Here is a 16,941-nt window from a genome sequence, read left to right as displayed (position 1 = left end):
AATTCTTCAGTTTGCTTCCGCTGTCTGTGCGCCGCGTCAGCCCTTGCCGCCGCGCCCCGCCTTCTTCGCCACCGCCTTGCGCGCCGGCTTCAGCACAGGCGCCTCGCGCGCCGACTTCATGTGCCCGCTCTCCCCCGAGGTCACGCCGACGATCTTCGCGAGCTGCCGGCTCACGCTCACGTACGCATGGCCGATGCTGCTGTCGTAGTACAGCGAATCGCCGCGCGCCAGGTGGACGACTTCACCCGTGTCGAAGTGCACCTCGATCTCGCCCGACAGCACATAGGCGAACTCTTCGCCCGGATGCCGCGCGAAATCTTCAGGGCCATTGACGCTGCGCGCATGCACCGTGCCGACGACGGGGCTCATCTGCTTGCCGGCCGCCGTGGTGCCGAGGAACTCGTAGGCGAACGAGAGTCCGCGGTAGACCACGCCCTTGCCCGCGCGCGTGACCACCGGCCCGTCGAACTGCGCGGGCTTGACGCCAGCACCCGCGAACATCGCGTTCATGTCCATCTCGAGCGCGCGGCCCAGCGCGGCGAAGTTCTCGTAGCCTAGCGCGAGCTGGCCGCGCTCGGCGCGCGAGATGGTGGTGATCGACACGCCCGAGCGCTCGGCCAGCTGCGCCAGCGTCCAGCCGAAGCGCTTGCGCGCGGTGCGCAGGCGGTGGCCGAAAGTGGTGCGGTCCAGCGTGGGCGCCTCGTCCTTTGGCTTCGTCCCCGGCTTGGTCCCTGTGTGTGGATTCACGCTTGGCTTTCTCTTTGTGGTGCATGGCGATTCTGCCAGCGGGTCCGCACGCCATCCATGCCAACCCGGATGACTCGGGCGCGGAAGTTGCGTATACGCAAATTGCATTGACGCAAATTTCACCGATGAGGTGCACCATGGTTTCCCCTTGGTGCGCCGCAAATAATTTGCGTATCCGCAAATTTCTTTCTACACTTTTCGGCAATGACCTCAACGACAACAGCGCCCATGGTGGCCGACTACCTCGTGATCGGCGGCGGCATCGCCGGGGCTTCGGTGGCCCACTGGCTCGCCCCGCATGCCCGCGTGATCCTGCTCGAACGCGAAGCCCAGCCGGGCTACCACTCCACCGGCCGCTCGGCCGCACTCTTCATGGAAAGCTACGGCACGCCGCAGGTGCGCGCCCTCACCATGGCCAGCCGCGCCTTTCTCCAACACCCGCCCGAAGGCTTCTCCGAGCACCCGCTGCTCACGCCACGCGGCGCGCTGATGGTCGGCGGCACGGCACAGTTCGCGGAGCTCGACGCCCACTGGGATGTGCTGCGCGCGATGGACACCGGCGCCAGCCGCCTGAGCAGCGAAGAAGCCCTCGCGATGGTGCCCGCCCTCCGGCCCGACCAGGTGGCCGGCGCGGTGTTCGAACCCGATGCGGCCGACATGGACGTGCACGCCATCCACCAGGGCTACCTGCGCGGCATGCGCAAGGCCGGCGGCAAGCTGGTGTGCGATGCGGACGTGACGGCCATCGAACGCATCGGCGATGTGTGGCGCGTAACGGCGGGCGGCAACGTCTACGAAGCGCAGGTGGTGCTCAACGCCGCGGGCGCATGGGTCGACACCGTCGCCAAGCTCGCGGGCGTGCAGCCCATCGGCATCGAGCCGCGGCGGCGCTCGGCCTTCATCTTCGCGCCGCCCGAGGGCCAGAGCGTCGCGCACTGGCCCATGGTCTTCAATGCCGACGAGGGCTGGTACATCAAGCCCGACGCCGGCATGCTGCTCGGCTCGCCGGCCAACGCCGACCCGGTCGATCCGCAGGACGTGCAGCCCGAAGAGCTCGACATCGCTATCGCGATCCATCGCATCGAAGAGGCGACCACCCTCGCCATTCGCCGCCCCACACGCACCTGGGCGGGCCTGCGCTCCTTCGTGGCCGATGGCGACCTCGTCGGCGGCTTCGACCCCGATGCGCCCGGCTTCTTCTGGGTCGCGGCGCAGGGCGGCTACGGCATTCAGACGTCGGCGGCGATGGGCGAAGCCTGCGCGGCGCTGGCACGCGGGCTGCCGCTGCCCGAGCGCATCGCGGGCTTCGGGCTCACGGCCGAGATGCTCGGGCCGCAGCGGCTGCGCACTGTCGCCACCGCCTGACAAGAACACCCACAACAACCACAGAGACCATCCCCATGCGTGTCTTCAGCGCCTCCCTCGCCACCGAAACCAACACCTTCGGCCCGATGCCCACCGGCCTCGCCTCGTTCAAGGACCGCGGCCACTTCCCCGCCGGCAAGCACCCCGGTGCGATGACGCTGTTCTCGGGTCCGCTGTGGGCCGCACGCATGCGCGGCGCGGACAAGGGCTGGCAGCTCTTCGAAGGCATGGTGGCCGGCGCGCAACCCAGCGGCACGACCACGCGCCACGCGTATGAAACGCTGCGCGACGAATTGCTCGACGACCTGCGCGCGGTGCTCCCGGTGGACATGGTGCTGCTCGGCCTGCACGGCGCGATGGTGGCCGACGGCTACGACGACTGCGAAGGCGACCTGCTGGCGCGCGTGCGGGAGATCGTCGGACCGAAGGTGGTGATCGGTGCCGAGCTCGACCCGCACAACCATCTCACGCCCGAGATGATCGCCAACTCCGATGTGATGATCTCGTTCAAGGAGTACCCGCACACCGACGTGCTGGAGCGCGGGCTCGAGTTGGTGGACATCTGCGCCGCGATGGTCGAAGGCAAGGTGAAGCCGGTGGCCGCGGTGGTCGACTGCGACATGATCGTCACGGTCCACACCTCGCGGGAACCTGCCCTCGGCTTCGTCAAGCGCATGCAATCGCTCGAAGGCAAGGACGGGGTGCTGTCGGTCTCGCTCACGCACGGCTTCTCGTGGGGCGACGTGCCGGAGATGGGCACCAAGGTGCTGGTCTACACCGATGGCGACCAGGCCAAGGCCGACGCGCTCGCGCGCCAGCTTGCGGATGAGGTGATCGCGATGCGCGACGGCCTCACCGTGAATTACCCGAGCATCGATGCCTCGCTCGACCAGGCGCTGGCCTTCGACGGCGGCCCCGTGGTGCTGTCCGATGGCGCCGACAACCCCGGCGGCGGCGCGGCGAGCGATTCCACCTTCATCCTGCGCCGCATGGTCGAGCGCGGCATCACCAACGCGGCGCTCGGCCCGATGTGGGACCCGATCGCGGTGCGCATCGCCTTCGATGCGGGCGTGGGCGCGAAGCTGGCGATGCGCATCGGCGGCAAGATCAGCCCGCTCTCGGGCGATCCGCTGGACCTCGAATGCACCGTGAAGGCGCTCAAGCACGACCTGGTGATGACGGGCCTTGCCGGCACGCCCACTTTCATGGGCGACAGCGCGCTCATCGAAGCCAACGGCATCGAGATCGTGCTGATCACGCTGCGCAACCAGGCGATGGGCACCGACCTGTTCACGCAACTGGGCTGCGACCTGGCCGCGAAAAAAATCATCGTCGTGAAGTCGTCGCAGCACTTCTACGCGTCGTACTCGAAGGTCGCGAAGCACGTGATCTACGCGGGCGCACCGGGCGCCGTGACGTTGGATCTCAACACCCTGCCCTACAAGAAAGCGCGCCTGCCCAAGTGGCCTATCGGCGTCGCGGCCTGATTTCTTTTCTCTTCCTTCTTTCGCCCCACCGGAGTACCGACGATGAAACGACGAACGCTTGCCGCCTCTGCCGCCTTTGTTGCCCTGGCGCTTTCCGCCGCGTGCCTCCCGGCGCTCGCCCAGACGCCTGCGCCCAAGACGCTCAAGGTGGTGGCGCATGCGGACCTGAAGATCCTCGACCCGACCTTCACCACCGCCTACATCTCGCGCAACTTCGGCTACATGGTCTACGACACCCTGTTCGCGCAGGACTCGACCGGCAAGCCGCAGCCGCAGATGGTCGAGAAGTACACGGCCTCGAAAGACGGCAAGCAGTGGAGCTTCACGCTGCGCCCGGGCCTGAAGTTCTCCGACGGCAGCGCCGTCACCTCGGCCGACGCGGTCGCCTCTCTGCAGCGCTGGGCCGCGCGCGACAGCCTGGGCCGTGCGATGACCGCGAGCGGCGCGGAGTGGAAGCAGGTCGATGCGCGCAACTTCACGCTCACCCTCACCGAGCCCTTCGGCATGGTGCTCGATGCGCTGGCCAAGCCCTCGGGCTTTCCGCCGGTGGTGCTGCCGGAGCGCCTGGCCAAGATGCCGGCCACCGCGCCGCTCACCGAAGTGCTGGGCTCGGGGCCCTTCATCTTCAAGCGCGACGAATGGGTGCCGGGCAACAAGGCGGTGTTCGTCCGCAATCCCAATTACGTGGCGCGCAGCGAACCGCCGAACGGCCTCGCGGGCAGCAAGAAGAGCAACTTCGAGCGGGTCGAGTGGCTGTACTTGCCCGACTCGAACAGCGCCATCGCGGCCCTGAAGCGCGGCGAGGTCGACCTGGTCGAGCAGCTGCAGCCCGACTACATCGCACCACTGCGCACCGACTCGAGCGTGAAGATCGGCTCGGGTGGCGCCTACCAGGGCTTTCTGGTGATGAACCAGCTGCATCCGCCCTTCAACAATCCGAAGGTGCGCCAGGCCTTGCTGCAGGCAGTGAACCAGGAGCGCTTCGTCGCGGCCATGGGCTATCCGCTCGACATGCGCATGGCCTACTGCCCCACTTTCTTCATCTGCGGCAGCCCGAACGAAACCTCGGCCGGCGCCGAGCCCTACCGCAAGGCCGACGTCGCCAAGGCCAAGAAGATGCTGGCCGACGCGGGCTACAAGGGCGAGAAGGTGGTGCTGCTGGTGCCCAGCGACGTGCCCTACCTCAACGCCGAGGCGCTGATGGCCGCGCAGACCATGAAGAGCATCGGCATCAACGTCGATGCGCAAAACCTGGACTGGGCCTCCATCGGCGCACGCCGCGCCAAGCGCGATGCGCCCGAGGCCGGCGGCTGGAACATGTACGTGACGGTGGCCGGCGAGTTCGACGCCAACTCGCCCATCAGCAACGCCTACCTGGGCGCGGCCTGCGGCAACACGCTGCCCGGCTGGCCCTGCGACAAGCAACTGGACGAACTGCGCACCGCCTGGCTGAAAGAGACCGTGCCCGCCAAGCGCAAGGAACTGCTCGACGCCTTCCAGGCCCGCGCCTACGAGGCCGTGCCGTACATCAACGCGGGCCAGTATTCGGCCGCCTTCGCCGCGCGCGCCAACCTCAAGGGGCTGGACAAGCTCTGGGCCGGCATGCCGATGTTCTGGGCGCTCGACCGCTGACGACTACGCACGACGCGCACTGCCATGGGCTACATCGTTCGACGCTTTCTCTCGACGCTTCCCGTCATGGCGGTGGTGGCCGTGGTGGTGTTCCTGCTGATCCACCTGTCGCCGGGCGACCCGGCCGCGCTCATCGCGGGCGACCTCGCGAGCGTGGAAGACATCGAGAAGCTGCGGGCCGCGCTCGGGCTGAACCTGCCGCTGTGGCAGCAGTTCGCAGTGTGGCTCGGCAAGCTCTTCACCGGCGACCTGGGCACCTCGATCTTCACGCAGGTGCCGGTGTCGCAGCTGCTCGGCCAGCGGCTGGAGCCGACGGTGTCGATCGCGGCGCTCACCATGCTCATCACGCTGGTGGTCGCGGTGCCGCTGGGCACGCTCGCGGCCTACCGCGCGGGAAGCTGGGTCGACCGGCTGGTGATGGTGTTCGCGGTGCTCGCGTTCTCGGTGCCGGTGTTTCTCGTGGGCTATCTGCTGATCTACGCGTTCGCGATCCAGCTGCCGTGGTTTCCGGTGCAGGGCTATGTGCGTTTTGCCGAAGGGCCGGGCGAATGGCTGCGCTCGCTGGTGCTGCCGTGCGTGAACCTCGCGCTGGTGTACATCGCGCTCGTGACCCGCATGACGCGCGCCACGGTGCTCGAGGTGCTGCATGAGGACTACATTCGCACGGCGCGCGCCAAGGGCCTGGGCGTGCTGCCGGTGCTGGGGCATGCGCTGCGCAATGCGGCCATTCCCATCGCCACGACCATCGGCGTCGGCATCGCATTGCTGATCGGCGGCGTGGTGGTCACCGAGACGGTGTTCGCCATTCCGGGCGTGGGGCGCCTCGTGATCGATTCGGTGCAGCGCCATGATTACCCGGTGATCCAGAGCGTGCTGCTGCTGTCGGCGGGTGTGTACGTGCTGATCAACCTGCTGATCGACTTGAGCTACCGGCTCTTCGATCCGCGCATCCAGTACTGAGCCCCGACCATGTCCATCGCCTCTCCCTTGATGAAGCACGAACCCGGTCAAGCTGATAGAGCCGTTCACGCTGAGCTTGTCGAAGCGCCGCGCAAGGCTTCGACAAGCTCAGCCCGAACGGATCCCGCACAGGCCGACGAAGCGCCCTTCGTCCCGCCGCGCTGGCGCTGGGTGCGCAAGCACCCGACGCTGATCATCGGCGCGCTGCTGCTGATCGCGGTGGCCGCGCTCTCCATCGCCGCGCCGTGGATCGCCACGCACGACCCGCAGGACATCGACCCGCTCGCGCGCATGCAGCCACCGGGTGCCGAGCACTGGTTCGGCACCGACGCGCTGGGCCGCGACGTGTTCAGCCGCGCGGTGTGGGGCGGGCAGGTGTCGATGATCGTCGGCGCCTCTGTCGCGGTGCTGGCGACGGTGTTCGGCGTGCTGATCGGCCTGTTCGCGGGCTTCGTGCGCTGGGCCGACGGGCCGGTGATGCGGGTGATGGACGGGCTCATGGCCATCCCCGGCATCCTGCTCGCGATCGCGCTCATGGCGGTGACGCGCGCGAGCCTCACGACGGTGATCGTCGCCATCACCGTGCCCGAGATTCCGCGCGTGGTGCGACTGGTGCGCTCGCTGGCGCTCACCTTGCGCGAGCAGTTGTACGTGGAGGCCGCGCATGCGGTGGGCACGCGGCTGCCGGTGATCCTCTTTCGCCACGTGCTGCCCAACATGGTGGCGCCGCTGATCGTGCAGTCGACCTTCGTCGCGGCCGCCGCGGTGCTGACCGAAGCCGCCCTCTCCTTCCTCGGGGTGGGCGTGCCCGCCCAGACACCGAGCTGGGGCAACATGATGGCCGAGGGCCGCAACTTCGTGGCGGTGGCGTTCCACATCATCCTCTACCCGGGGCTGCTGCTGGCGGCGACGGTGCTGGCGATCAACCTCTTGGGCGACGGCTTGCGCGATGCGCTCGATCCGCGTCTTGCGCGGCAACTGTGAGCACGCCATGAAGACACCCATGTCCCACGTGGCACTCGCCCCCGGCGAGCCCCTGCTCGAAGTCGACAACCTGCGCACGCACTTCCACACGTTGAACGGCGTGGTGCGCTCCGTCGACGGCGTTTCGTACACCGTGCGCGCGGGCCGCACGCTCGGCGTGGTCGGCGAATCGGGCTGCGGCAAGAGCGTGACCGCGCTCTCGATCCTGCGGCTCGTGCCCACGCCGCCCGGCCGCCACATGGGCGCCGTGCGCCTGCGCGGCACCGACCTCATGCAGTTGAGCGAACGCGAGATGCGGCAGATCCGCGGCAACCGCATCTCGATGATCTTCCAGGAGCCGATGACCTCGCTGAACCCGGTGCTCACCGTCGGACGGCAGATCGCCGAGACGGTGCAGTTGCACCAGAAGGCCAGCCGCGCCGAGGCGCTGCAGCGCGCGGTCGAGATGCTGCGTGTGGTGCAGATCCCCGAGCCCGAGCGGCGCGTGAACGAGTACCCGCACCAGCTTTCGGGCGGCATGCGGCAGCGCGTGATGATCGCGCTGGCGCTGGCCTGCAACCCCGAGGTGCTGATCGCGGACGAGCCGACCACGGCCCTCGACGTAACGATCCAGGCACAGATTCTCGACCTCATCCGCCGGCTGCAGAAGGAACTGGGCATGGGCGTGGTGATGATCACGCACGACCTGGGCGTGGTGGCCGAGAGCTGCGACCGCGTGGTGGTGATGTACGCGGGCAAGAAGGTCGAGGAAGCCGATGTGATCGATCTCTTCGACCGGCCGCTGCACCCTTACACGCGCGCGCTGATGGCCTCGATGCCCGCGATGAACACAGCGAGCGCGCGGCTCACGGAGATTCCAGGCCTGGTGCCGGCCGCGCATGAACTGGGGCGCGGCTGTGCGTTTGCTGCGCGCTGCAGCCATGCGCGCGAGCGCTGCCGCGTCGAGACGCCGCAGCTCACGCAGCAAGGTGGCGACCATGTGGTGGCCTGCTTTGCCGTCGAAGAACAATGGGCCGATGCAGAGGTGACCGCATGACGACGACCGCAGCCCCGCTGCTCCAGGTGCGCAACCTGCGCAAGCACTACATCTCGCCCAAGCGCTGGCTCCGGCCCGCGAAGCCGGCGATCCAGGCGGTCGATGGGGTTTCGTTCTCCGTTGCGCGCGGCGAAACGCTGTCGCTGGTCGGCGAGTCGGGCTGCGGCAAGACGACGACCGCGAAATCGGTGATGCGGCTGGTCGAACCGACCTCGGGTTCGGTGGCGCTCGACGGCGAGGAGCTGCTGACGCTCTCGCCCAACGAGATGCGGCTGCGCCGCCGACAACTGCAGATCATTTTTCAGGACCCGTATGCCTCGCTGAACCCGCGCCTGACGGCCGGCGACATCGTGGCCGAGCCGCTGCGCAACTTCGGCATGGGCGCAGCGGCGGAGCGGCGCGAGCGCGTGCAGTGGCTGTTCTCGCGCGTGGGCTTGCGGCCTGAAGCCGCGAAGAAATTTCCGCATGAGTTCTCGGGCGGACAACGGCAGCGGCTGGGCATCGCGCGCGCACTGGCGCTGAACCCGAAGCTCATCGTCTGCGACGAGCCGGTCTCCGCGCTCGACGTTTCGGTGCAGGCGCAGGTGGTCAATCTGCTGATGGATCTGCAGGCGGAGTTCGGCATCGCATACCTCTTCGTCGCGCACGACCTCGCGGTGGTGCGGCACATCAGCCACCGCGTGGCCGTGATGTACCTCGGGCACATCGTGGAGATCGCGGACCGCGACACGCTGTTCTCCGCGCCGCTGCATCCATACACCGAGATCCTGCTGTCGGCCGTGCCTGTGCCGAATCCGCGCACGCCCGCGCGCCGCATGCTGCTGCAGGGCGATCCGCCGAGCCCCGCGAACCCGCCTTCGGGCTGCCGCTTTCACACGCGCTGCCCGATGGCGCAGGCCGTGTGCAAGGAGAAGGTGCCGGCGCTGACCGAACGCCCTTCGTCTTCCAACGGTGGCGCCAGCACGCACCTGGTCGCCTGCCATTTCCGCTGAAGAAAGAGCCTCACCGATGACCGACAAGACACCCCATTACGACCTGCTGATCCGCGGCGGCACAGTCATCGACGGCACCAAGGCGCCGCGCTTCGACGCCGACGTCGGCATCGTCGACGGCCGCATCGCCGCCATCGGCAAGCTCGCGGGGCACACGGCGGGCCGGACCCTCGACGCCACGGGCCGCATCGTCGCGCCGGGCTTCATCGACTCGCACACGCACGACGACCAGGCCGTGCTCTCGCAGGCACAGATGCCCTTCAAGGTGTCGCAGGGCGTGACCACGGTGGTGGCGGGCAACTGCGGCATCAGCGCCGCGCCGCTGCGCGTGGACATGGACCTGCCGATGCCGCTGAGCCTGCTCGACACGCCGGCCGAGGGCCGCTTCACCACCTTCGCCGCGTACCTCGATGCGCTGCGCGCCACGCCGTCATCGGTGAACGTGGCCGCGATGGTGGGCCACTCGACATTGCGCGCGGTGGTGATGTCCGATCTCGACCGCCCCGCGAACGACACAGAGATCGCCGCGATGCAGGCGCTGGTCGAAGAAGCGATGCAGGCAGGCGCCATCGGCCTCTCGACCGGCACCTTCTACCCGCCAGCCGTGAAGGCGACCACCGAGGAAATCATCGAGGTCGGCCGTCCGCTCACGTCGCGCAAGGCGCTCTATGTGACGCACATGCGCGACGAGAGCGACCGCGTGATGGAGTCGCTCGAAGAGACTTTCCACATCGGCCGCGCGCTCGACATTCCGGTGGTGGTGTCGCACCACAAGGTACAGAACGCGCAGAACTTCGGCAAGACGAAAGTGACGCTGCCCTTCATCAAGGAAGCGATGCAGCACCAGTGCATCGGCCTCGACTGCTACCCGTACACCGCAGGCTCCACCATGATCCGCACCGACCGCGGAATGATGGACGGCCGCGTGCTCATTGCCTCGAGCGTGCCGCACCCTGAATGCGCGGGCCGCGACCTGAAGGACATCGCGGCGGAATGGGGCGTGTCTGGCGAAGAGGCCGCTCAACGCCTGCAACCGGGCAGCGCGATCTATTTCATGATGGACGAAGACGATGTGCAGCGCATCCTCGCCTTCGACGACACCATGATCGGCTCGGATGGCATTCCGCTCGGCGAGAAGCCGCATCCGCGCCTCTGGGGTACCTTCCCGCGCGTGCTCGGGCACTACAGCCGCGATGTCGGGCTGTTCCCGCTGGAGACTGCGGTGTGGAAGATGACCGGGCTCACAGCGCGCAACTTCGGTCTGCATGAGCGCGGAACGCTCAAGCCGGGCCACCATGCCGACGTGGTGATCTTCAACGCGGCCACGGTGCGCGACACCGCGAACTACGAAACACCGACGCAGCCGGCCGAAGGCATCGATGCGGTGATCGTGAATGGCGCGGTGACCTGGCAGCACGGCGTGCACAGCGGTGCACGCAATGGGCAGGTGATCGTGCGGCGCGAGGCGGCCTGACGAGGATCAGTCCGGCGCGTTCATCACCCGGTCGAACTCTTCGTCAGCCGGCACGTTGTCGGCATCAAGTTCGCTGGCATCGGTGAGATCGATACCGGTTTCTTCCGAGAGGTCATCCGTGATGTCGCTGTCGGTTTCCTCGAAATCGTCGGCTGGCGTGTTGTCGTCATCGTCCTCGGATGGCGAGGCGGAACGCGCGGTGGCGTCGACGTGATTCATGTTCGGCTCCTCGGCAGATGAATGCTGTACGGCCCCCTATGGTGCGCCTGTTTGGGCCGTTGCGGTTCATTCGGGCGGCAGCGTCGGTGTCGGAAAGTTTCCCGCCCTGCCCGCTGCCCCTGCAAGCCGCGCCGTCAGTCCTTGTGAACGTGCCCGTGCTCCCCGTGTCCCGGGTCATCGTGGCCATGGTCATGCCCGTGCTCGCCGTGCGCGAGCCGACTCACCAGCGTGACCAGCACAATGCCCGCCACCAGCCACAGCACCTGCGCCGCGGTCTGGCGGGCGGGCAAGCGTTTTTGCAGCTGGGGAATCAGGTCGGCCAGCGCTACATAAACAAAGCTGCTGCCGGCCAGCACCAGGAAGTACGGCAGCCAGCCGTGCAATTGGTCGACCAGCCACCAGCCGGCAATGCCGCCGAGCATGGTCATGGTGCCCGCAAGCGACACCTTGACGAGTGCCGCGCGCTGGTTGGCCGAGCTCTGGCGCAGCACGACGAGGTCGCCGATGTGGTGCGGCACCTCGTGCGCGAGCACGGCGATGGCGGCCACGAGACCGAGGCGCATGTCGGCGATGAACGCCGAGGCGATCAGGATGCCGTCGCCGAAGCAGTGCACGCTGTCGCCGGTGAGCACGGCCCAGCTGCCGCCGCCCTTGGGGGTGTGGTTGTGTACATGGCCGTGATGGTCGTGTGCGTGATCGTGACCGTGGTCATGGCCCTTGTGCGCATCCGGCGTCTCCCCATGGTGATGCTCATGCCCGTGATGCCACAGCTCGGCCTTGTCGAGCAGGAAGAAGAACACGAGGCCGAACAGGAGCACCGCGAAGAGCAGCGCCGGTTCAATGCGGCTTTCGAAGGCCTCGGGCAACAGGTGCATGAAGGCGGTGGCGAGCAGCGCGCCGGCCGCCAGGCTCAAAAGATGCTGCGGGTTCACGCCACCCGAGCCGCTGCGTACGCCCACGCGCAGCAGCAAGGCTGCCAGCCAGACGCTTCCGATGCCGGCGACCAGGGTCGCGGCGATGATGACTATCAAATTCATAGCTGCTTGCGCAAGAGGAGCGGTCGGCAGGACCGCATACCGTTCATAAAAAGGAAAAGGCCGTCACACAGGACGGCCTTCGGCGGAGAGTGGCTACAAGGCGCCGTCTTCAGGCGACGCCATTGGCTTTGAACCAGGCTGTGGCGCGTTGCCAGCCGTCGTCCGCCGCGCTCTTTACATAGCTGGGGCGGTAGTCGGCATGGAACGCGTGGCCTGCTTCGGGATACACGACGAAGCTGGATGCCTTGGCCGCCGGAGTCCCATTGGCCAGAGCAGCTTTCATCTTATCAACCGTGTCAAGAGGGATGCCCTGGTCTTTTCCGCCGTAGAGGCCGAGCACCGGCGCCTGCAGGCTGGCGGCGATGTCGATGGGGTGCTTGGGCGTCAAATCGCTCGCCTGGCCGACCAGCCGGCCGTACCACGCCACGCCCGCCTTGACCTTGCCGGTGGCCGCATACAGCCACACGATGCGCCCGCCCCAGCAGAAGCCGGTGATGCCGGCCTTGCTGGTGTCGCCGCCGTTGGCCTTGGCATAGGCGAGCGCGCCGTCGAGGTCGGCGATGACCTGCGCGTCGGGCACCTTGCTGACGATGTCGGCCTGCAGCTTCGGGATGTCGGTATAGCCGCGCGGATCGCCCTGGCGCGCATAGAGCTCGGGCGCGATGGCCAGGTAGCCCAGCTTGGCGAAGCGGCGGCAGGTGTCGGCGATGTATTCGTGCACGCCGAAGATTTCCTGGATCACCAGGACGACCGGCAGGCCGGTCTTGCCGGCCGGGGCGGCGGCATAGGCCGGCACCTCGAAGCCGTTGACGGTGTACTTGATCGGGCCGGCCGTGAGGCCTTCGGCCGAGGTGCTGATGGCGGTCTGCGCCATCACCGGCATCACGGCGGCTGCGTAGCCGACACCGATGGCGGCCTTCAGTGCGGTGCGGCGCGTGGCGCCCTGCTCGGTGCTGTCGCCGGGGCGAAGCGAATCGAAGTCGGAACGGCTGTCGTCGAGTTGGGACATTGGACGGGCTCCAGTTGATCGTCGGACAAGGGGCGCTGCGCGAAAAAACGCACGCCGCAATGTAGGCGAAATCGACCGGGCGCCTCTATGCCCGGGAATTCAGTGGGGTTGGCCCTGCGGGCCGTAGGCCCGCAGGGCCAGCGCGGCCGCCAGCACCTCTGCCGGATCGACAAGGCTCAGCCCGGCCACTGCGGCCGAACCCTGCAGGCCCAGCGGCACCTCGGTGCAGCCCATGATGATGCTGACGGGCCCGTGCCGCTCGGCCAGCCGCAGCGCGACTTCGGAGAAGCACTGCTCGGCCAGCGGCATGTTGCCGGCTTTCACGCCGTCAAAGATGCCGCGCATGATGGTCTGGCGCTCCTCGGCCAGCGGCACGTGGCAGCCGAGGCCGGCTTCCGCCAGTGCCTGTTCGTAGAGACGCACGCGGTAGGTGCCCTCGGTGGCCATCAGCGCCACCTCGGTCGCGCCCTGTGCGGCCAGTTGCTGCGCGGTCTCGCGCGCCATGTGCAGCAGCTCGACCTGCGGAAAGCGCTCCTGCAGGTTGCCGTGCCAGGCATGCGCGGTGTTGCAGGCGATGGCCACGGCCCGGCTGCCGAGCGCGGCCAGCCGGCCCAGCGCCTGCAGCATCGGTTCGAGCGGCTGGTGCGCGCCGCTCGCGTCCGAAGCCAGCGCGCCGGTGCGGTCGGGCACCGGCACCTGCGCGAGCCAGTGTTCGGGAAAGGACTGGTCGCGCACCGGCTCGCCGCGTGCGCGCATCTGCTGCGCACAGGCCTGCACGAAGAGCCGGACGAAGTCGGCGCCCGCCGCAGGGCCCATGCCCCCGAGGATGCCGACGACCTGCGTTGCTGCAACCATGTCTTTTCTCTTGATGCGACCGGATCAGGTCGCGGGTTTGTCGCTGAAGGCTTTCAGGTTTTCCTTCAGCTGATCGCTCATCGGCAGGTTCAGCGGCACGTTCTTCGGCGGAATCGGCTGCATGAACCATTTCGTGTAGAGCTTCTCGAACTCGCCGCTCTTCATCATGCCGATGAAGGTGTCGTCCACCAGCTTCTTGAAGGCCGGGTCGTCCTTGGGCAGCATGCAGGCGTAGGGCTCGACCTGCAGCGACTCGCCCACCACTTCGTAGTCGGCCGGGTTCTTGGAGTTGGCGATCAGGCCAAACAGCAGGATGTCGTCCATCGCGAAGGCGACGGCGCGGTCGCTCTCGACCAGGAGGAACGCATCGGCGTGGTCCTTGCCGAGCACGATGTCCATTCCGAGGTTCTTCTCGGTGTTGTACTTGCGCATGACCAGCGCGTTGGTCGTGCCGGTGGTGCTGGCCACGGTCTTCTTGGCGAGGTCGGCGTAGTCCTTGATCTTCGAAGACTTCTTCGTCAGCAGGCGCGTGCCCGTGTAGAAGTGATTGACCGCGAAGGCCACGTCCTTGCCGCGCGCGGAGTTGTTGGTGGTCGAGCCGCACTCCAGGTCGACCGTGCCGTTGGTGATCAGCGGAATGCGGTTCTGCGAAGTGACCGCCATCAGCGAGACCTGCAGGTTGGGCTTGTTCAGCTTCTTCTTCACCGCTTCGACCACGGCGTTGGAGAGCTCCACCGAGAACCCGATCGGCTTGTTGGGGCCGTCCAGGTAGCTGAAGGGCACCGACGATTCGCGGTAGGCGAGCGTGATCTTGCCGGACTCGGCGATCTTGGCGAGCGTGTCGGCGGCTTGCGCGCCGGTGGCGGTGAAGAGCACCGCGGCAGCCATGGATGCCATCAAGACGGAGAGTTTCATTCGAGCCTTCATTCGGTTGGATTGAACAGAAGCGCAGTGTAAGAAGGAGTGACACATCGCGACAATTCCAAATAACCCCGGGGTCATGCCCAAAGGTTATGGGCGGGGGTTCTTTTGGCATTTCCGGGCCGCGCGGGGCGCCCCTAAAGTCGCAGGCAATCTCTTCTTTGTCTTCACTCCCCGGAAAGTTTTTTCATGCATGTGTGTGTGCTCGGTGCCGGCATCGTGGGCCTGGCCACCGCCTGGCAGCTCGAACGCCGGGGCCACCAGGTCACGGTGATCGACCGCGCAGCGCCCGGTGCCGGCGCGAGCGGCGGCAATGGCGCGCAGCTGAGCTATTCGTATGTGCAGCCGCTGGCCGATCCGTCGATCTGGAAGCAGTTGCCCAAGCTGCTGCTCTCGCCCACCTCCCCGCTCAAGCTGCGGCCGCAGCTCGATCCGCTGCAATGGCGCTGGGGCATGGAATTTCTCGCGGCCTGCAATGCAGAGACCTCGCGCGACACCACGGCCAAGCTGCTGGCGCTGGCCGCATCCAGCCGCGCCGAGTTCGAGGCGATGCAGGCCGAAATCGCACCCGACTGCGACTTCTCGGCCACCGGCAAGCTGGTGCTGTACGCGAGTTCGGCGTCGCTCGAAGGCGCGCGTGCGCAGCTCGAACTGCAGCGCACCATGGGCAGCGAGCAGCGCATCGTCACGCCCGACGAGTGCATCGCCATCGAGCCCGCGCTCGCAAGCTACCGCGGCCAGATGTCCGGCGCGGTCTACACGCCGAGCGAGTGCGCGGCCGATTGCCTGAAGGTGTGCGCGGAACTGATGCGCGTGCTCAGTGCGCGCGGCGTGCGCTTTCTGCTCGGCACCGACGTGCATGGCTTCGCACGCAACGGTCATCGGATCGCGGCAGTGAACACCAGCCAGGACGACATCGAGGCCGACGCCTTCGTGATGGCGCTGGGGTCGGCCTCGCACAAGCTCGGCCGGGCGCTCGGCGCCTACCTGCCGGTGTATCCGCTCAAGGGCTACAGCATCACGGTGGAGGTCGATCCTTCGCCCGGCGCGGCGCCGACCGTGAACGTGACCGACAGCGCCCGCAAGGTGGTGTTCGCGCGCATCGGCTCGCGCCTGCGCGTGGCGGGCATGGCCGAGCTGGTGGGACACAACGCGAGCATTCCGGCAACGCGCATCGAGACGCTGGCGGCCGCCACGCGCGCCCTCTTTCCGCATGCGAGCCGGCTCGAGGAACTGCATCCGTGGACCGGCATGCGGCCCGCCACGCCGAAGGGCCTTCCGATCATTGGGCGACTGGAGAGCGCACCGTCGAACATGCTCTTCAACACCGGCCATGGCGCACTGGGTTTCACGCTGGCCTTCGGCTCCGCACTGAAGATCGGCCAGGCCCTGCAGGCCTGAGCGCGGCCGCCCGCGACCTCAGCTGGTGGAAACCAGCTTGAGCCCGATCACGCCGGCCAGGATGAGCGCGATGCACAGCAGCCGCATCGGCGCAGCCGAGTCGCCCAGCACCACCATGCCCACGATCGCGGTGCCGGCCGCGCCGATGCCGGTCCACACCGCGTAGCCCGTGCCCATCGGCAGCGTGCGCATCGAGAGCGCCAGGAGCACCACGCTCGACAGGCCGGCGCCCACGGTGAACAGCGCGGGCACCAGCCGTGTGAAGCCTTCAGATGACTTCATCGCGAAGGCGAAGACGATTTCCAGAAGCCCGGCGATGCCGAGCAGTGTCCAGGCCATGGCGCTTCAGGCCGCAGCCGCCGCAGCAACCGTGGCGGCGGGCGTCGAGCGGAAGGTGACACCGAAGCGGTTGAAGGCGTTCATCAGGCTGATCGCGTAGGTGAGATCGGCCAGCTCCTTGTCGCCGAATTCGGCGGTGGCGGCTTCGTAGTCGGCGTCGGGAACGCCGGTCTCGGCGACGCGCGTCACGGTTTCCGCCCAGGCGAGCGCGGCGCGCTCACGGGCACTGAACACCGCGCCCGCGTCGTGCCACACCGGCACCAGCACCAGCTTGTCGACCGCGAGGCCGGACTTCAGCAGGTCGCGCGAATGCATGTCGATGCAGTAGGCGCAGCCGTTGATCTGCGACACCCGCAGATAGACGAGATCGACCAGTTGCTTGGGCAGGCCGCTTTTCTGGACGGCGACATACACCCCGCCGAAGGCCTTGTAGACGTCGGGCGAAACCTTGGCGTAGTCCATGCGATTGCTCATGAGGAGTCC

At 67.5% G+C, this 16,941-nt stretch carries 17 protein-coding genes; 9 read left to right on the top strand and 8 right to left on the bottom strand.

The annotated features are described in order from the left end of the window. Positions 1–36: 36 nt before the first annotated feature. Entirely contained in the window at positions 37–747 is a 711-nt protein-coding gene (locus tag QF040_RS33615) for a helix-turn-helix domain-containing protein (protein ID WP_429614506.1), read from the bottom strand. Between the two features lie 204 nt (positions 748–951). Between QF040_RS33615 and QF040_RS33610 the strand changes: the two genes are divergently transcribed. Genes QF040_RS33610 through QF040_RS33575 form a run of 8 tightly spaced genes read left to right on the top strand, consistent with a single transcriptional unit; the run spans position 952 to position 10,677 of the window. Continuing rightward, entirely contained in the window at positions 952–2,112 is a 1,161-nt protein-coding gene (locus QF040_RS33610) for an NAD(P)/FAD-dependent oxidoreductase (protein WP_429614505.1), read from the top strand. Positions 2,113–2,147: 35 nt separating this feature from the next. Next, a complete protein-coding gene (locus QF040_RS33605) occupies positions 2,148–3,599 on the top strand; it encodes a M81 family metallopeptidase (RefSeq protein WP_429614504.1) in 1,452 nt (483 codons plus the stop codon). 42 nt (positions 3,600–3,641) lie between these two features. Beyond that, positions 3,642–5,231, top strand: coding sequence for an ABC transporter substrate-binding protein (locus QF040_RS33600; RefSeq protein WP_429614503.1), 1,590 nt, complete (start codon positions 3,642–3,644; stop codon positions 5,229–5,231). 24 nt (positions 5,232–5,255) lie between these two features. Next, a complete protein-coding gene (locus tag QF040_RS33595) occupies positions 5,256–6,191 on the top strand; it encodes an ABC transporter permease (RefSeq protein WP_013540151.1) in 936 nt (311 codons plus the stop codon). 9 nt (positions 6,192–6,200) lie between these two features. Then, positions 6,201–7,175 (top strand): ABC transporter permease, encoded by a 975-nt coding sequence (locus QF040_RS33590; protein WP_429614502.1) that lies wholly within the window; start codon positions 6,201–6,203, stop codon positions 7,173–7,175. A gap of 7 nt (positions 7,176–7,182) precedes the next feature. Further along, a complete protein-coding gene (locus tag QF040_RS33585; RefSeq protein WP_429614501.1) occupies positions 7,183–8,211 on the top strand; it encodes an ABC transporter ATP-binding protein in 1,029 nt (342 codons plus the stop codon). Next, positions 8,208–9,203, top strand: coding sequence for an ABC transporter ATP-binding protein (locus tag QF040_RS33580; RefSeq protein WP_429614500.1), 996 nt, complete (start codon positions 8,208–8,210; stop codon positions 9,201–9,203). Before QF040_RS33585 ends, QF040_RS33580 begins: the two co-directional genes overlap by 4 nt. A 16-nt stretch (positions 9,204–9,219) precedes the next feature. After that, the gene (locus QF040_RS33575) at positions 9,220–10,677 is read left to right on the top strand and encodes an N-acyl-D-amino-acid deacylase family protein (RefSeq protein ID WP_429614499.1); all 1,458 of its coding nucleotides are present in this window, start codon (positions 9,220–9,222) and stop codon (positions 10,675–10,677) included. A 6-nt stretch (positions 10,678–10,683) separates the two neighbouring features. Here the strand turns inward: QF040_RS33575 and QF040_RS33570 are convergent, their stop codons facing one another. From QF040_RS33570 to QF040_RS33550, 5 genes are all read right to left on the bottom strand, one after another. Next, positions 10,684–10,896: a hypothetical protein gene (locus QF040_RS33570; protein ID WP_013540146.1), complete on the bottom strand. Its 213-nt coding sequence runs from the start codon at positions 10,894–10,896 to the stop codon at positions 10,684–10,686. Positions 10,897–11,030: 134 nt separating this feature from the next. Then, positions 11,031–11,933 carry a ZIP family metal transporter gene (locus tag QF040_RS33565; RefSeq protein ID WP_429614498.1) on the bottom strand — a complete coding sequence of 301 codons (903 nt, stop codon included), beginning with the start codon at positions 11,931–11,933 and terminating at the stop codon, positions 11,031–11,033. Between the two features lie 109 nt (positions 11,934–12,042). Continuing rightward, the gene (locus QF040_RS33560) at positions 12,043–12,942 is read right to left on the bottom strand and encodes a dienelactone hydrolase family protein (protein ID WP_429614497.1); all 900 of its coding nucleotides are present in this window, start codon (positions 12,940–12,942) and stop codon (positions 12,043–12,045) included. A gap of 99 nt (positions 12,943–13,041) precedes the next feature. Then, positions 13,042–13,797, bottom strand: coding sequence for an aspartate/glutamate racemase family protein (locus tag QF040_RS33555; RefSeq protein ID WP_429614496.1), 756 nt, complete (start codon positions 13,795–13,797; stop codon positions 13,042–13,044). 24 nt (positions 13,798–13,821) lie between these two features. Further along, positions 13,822–14,712, bottom strand: coding sequence for a transporter substrate-binding domain-containing protein (locus QF040_RS33550; RefSeq protein WP_307509421.1), 891 nt, complete (start codon positions 14,710–14,712; stop codon positions 13,822–13,824). Positions 14,713–14,907: 195 nt separating this feature from the next. On the opposite strand from QF040_RS33550, the gene QF040_RS33545 reads away from it, so the two are divergent. Continuing rightward, complete coding sequence (locus QF040_RS33545; RefSeq protein ID WP_429614495.1) at positions 14,908–16,119, top strand: D-amino acid dehydrogenase; 1,212 nt, start codon at positions 14,908–14,910, stop codon at positions 16,117–16,119. A gap of 18 nt (positions 16,120–16,137) precedes the next feature. On the opposite strand, the gene sugE is transcribed toward QF040_RS33545, so the two are convergent. Continuing rightward, positions 16,138–16,458: a quaternary ammonium compound efflux SMR transporter SugE gene (gene sugE / locus QF040_RS33540; RefSeq protein ID WP_429614494.1), complete on the bottom strand. Its 321-nt coding sequence runs from the start codon at positions 16,456–16,458 to the stop codon at positions 16,138–16,140. Between the two features lie 6 nt (positions 16,459–16,464). After that, entirely contained in the window at positions 16,465–16,932 is a 468-nt protein-coding gene (locus QF040_RS33535) for a carboxymuconolactone decarboxylase family protein (RefSeq protein WP_429614493.1), read from the bottom strand. Positions 16,933–16,941 lie beyond the last annotated feature (9 nt).

The sequence above is a fragment of the Variovorax sp. W2I14 genome, from assembly GCF_050435205.1.
Lineage (GTDB): Bacteria > Pseudomonadota > Gammaproteobacteria > Burkholderiales > Burkholderiaceae_C > Variovorax > Variovorax paradoxus_C.
This window is presented reverse-complemented; position numbering and strand designations above follow the sequence as displayed.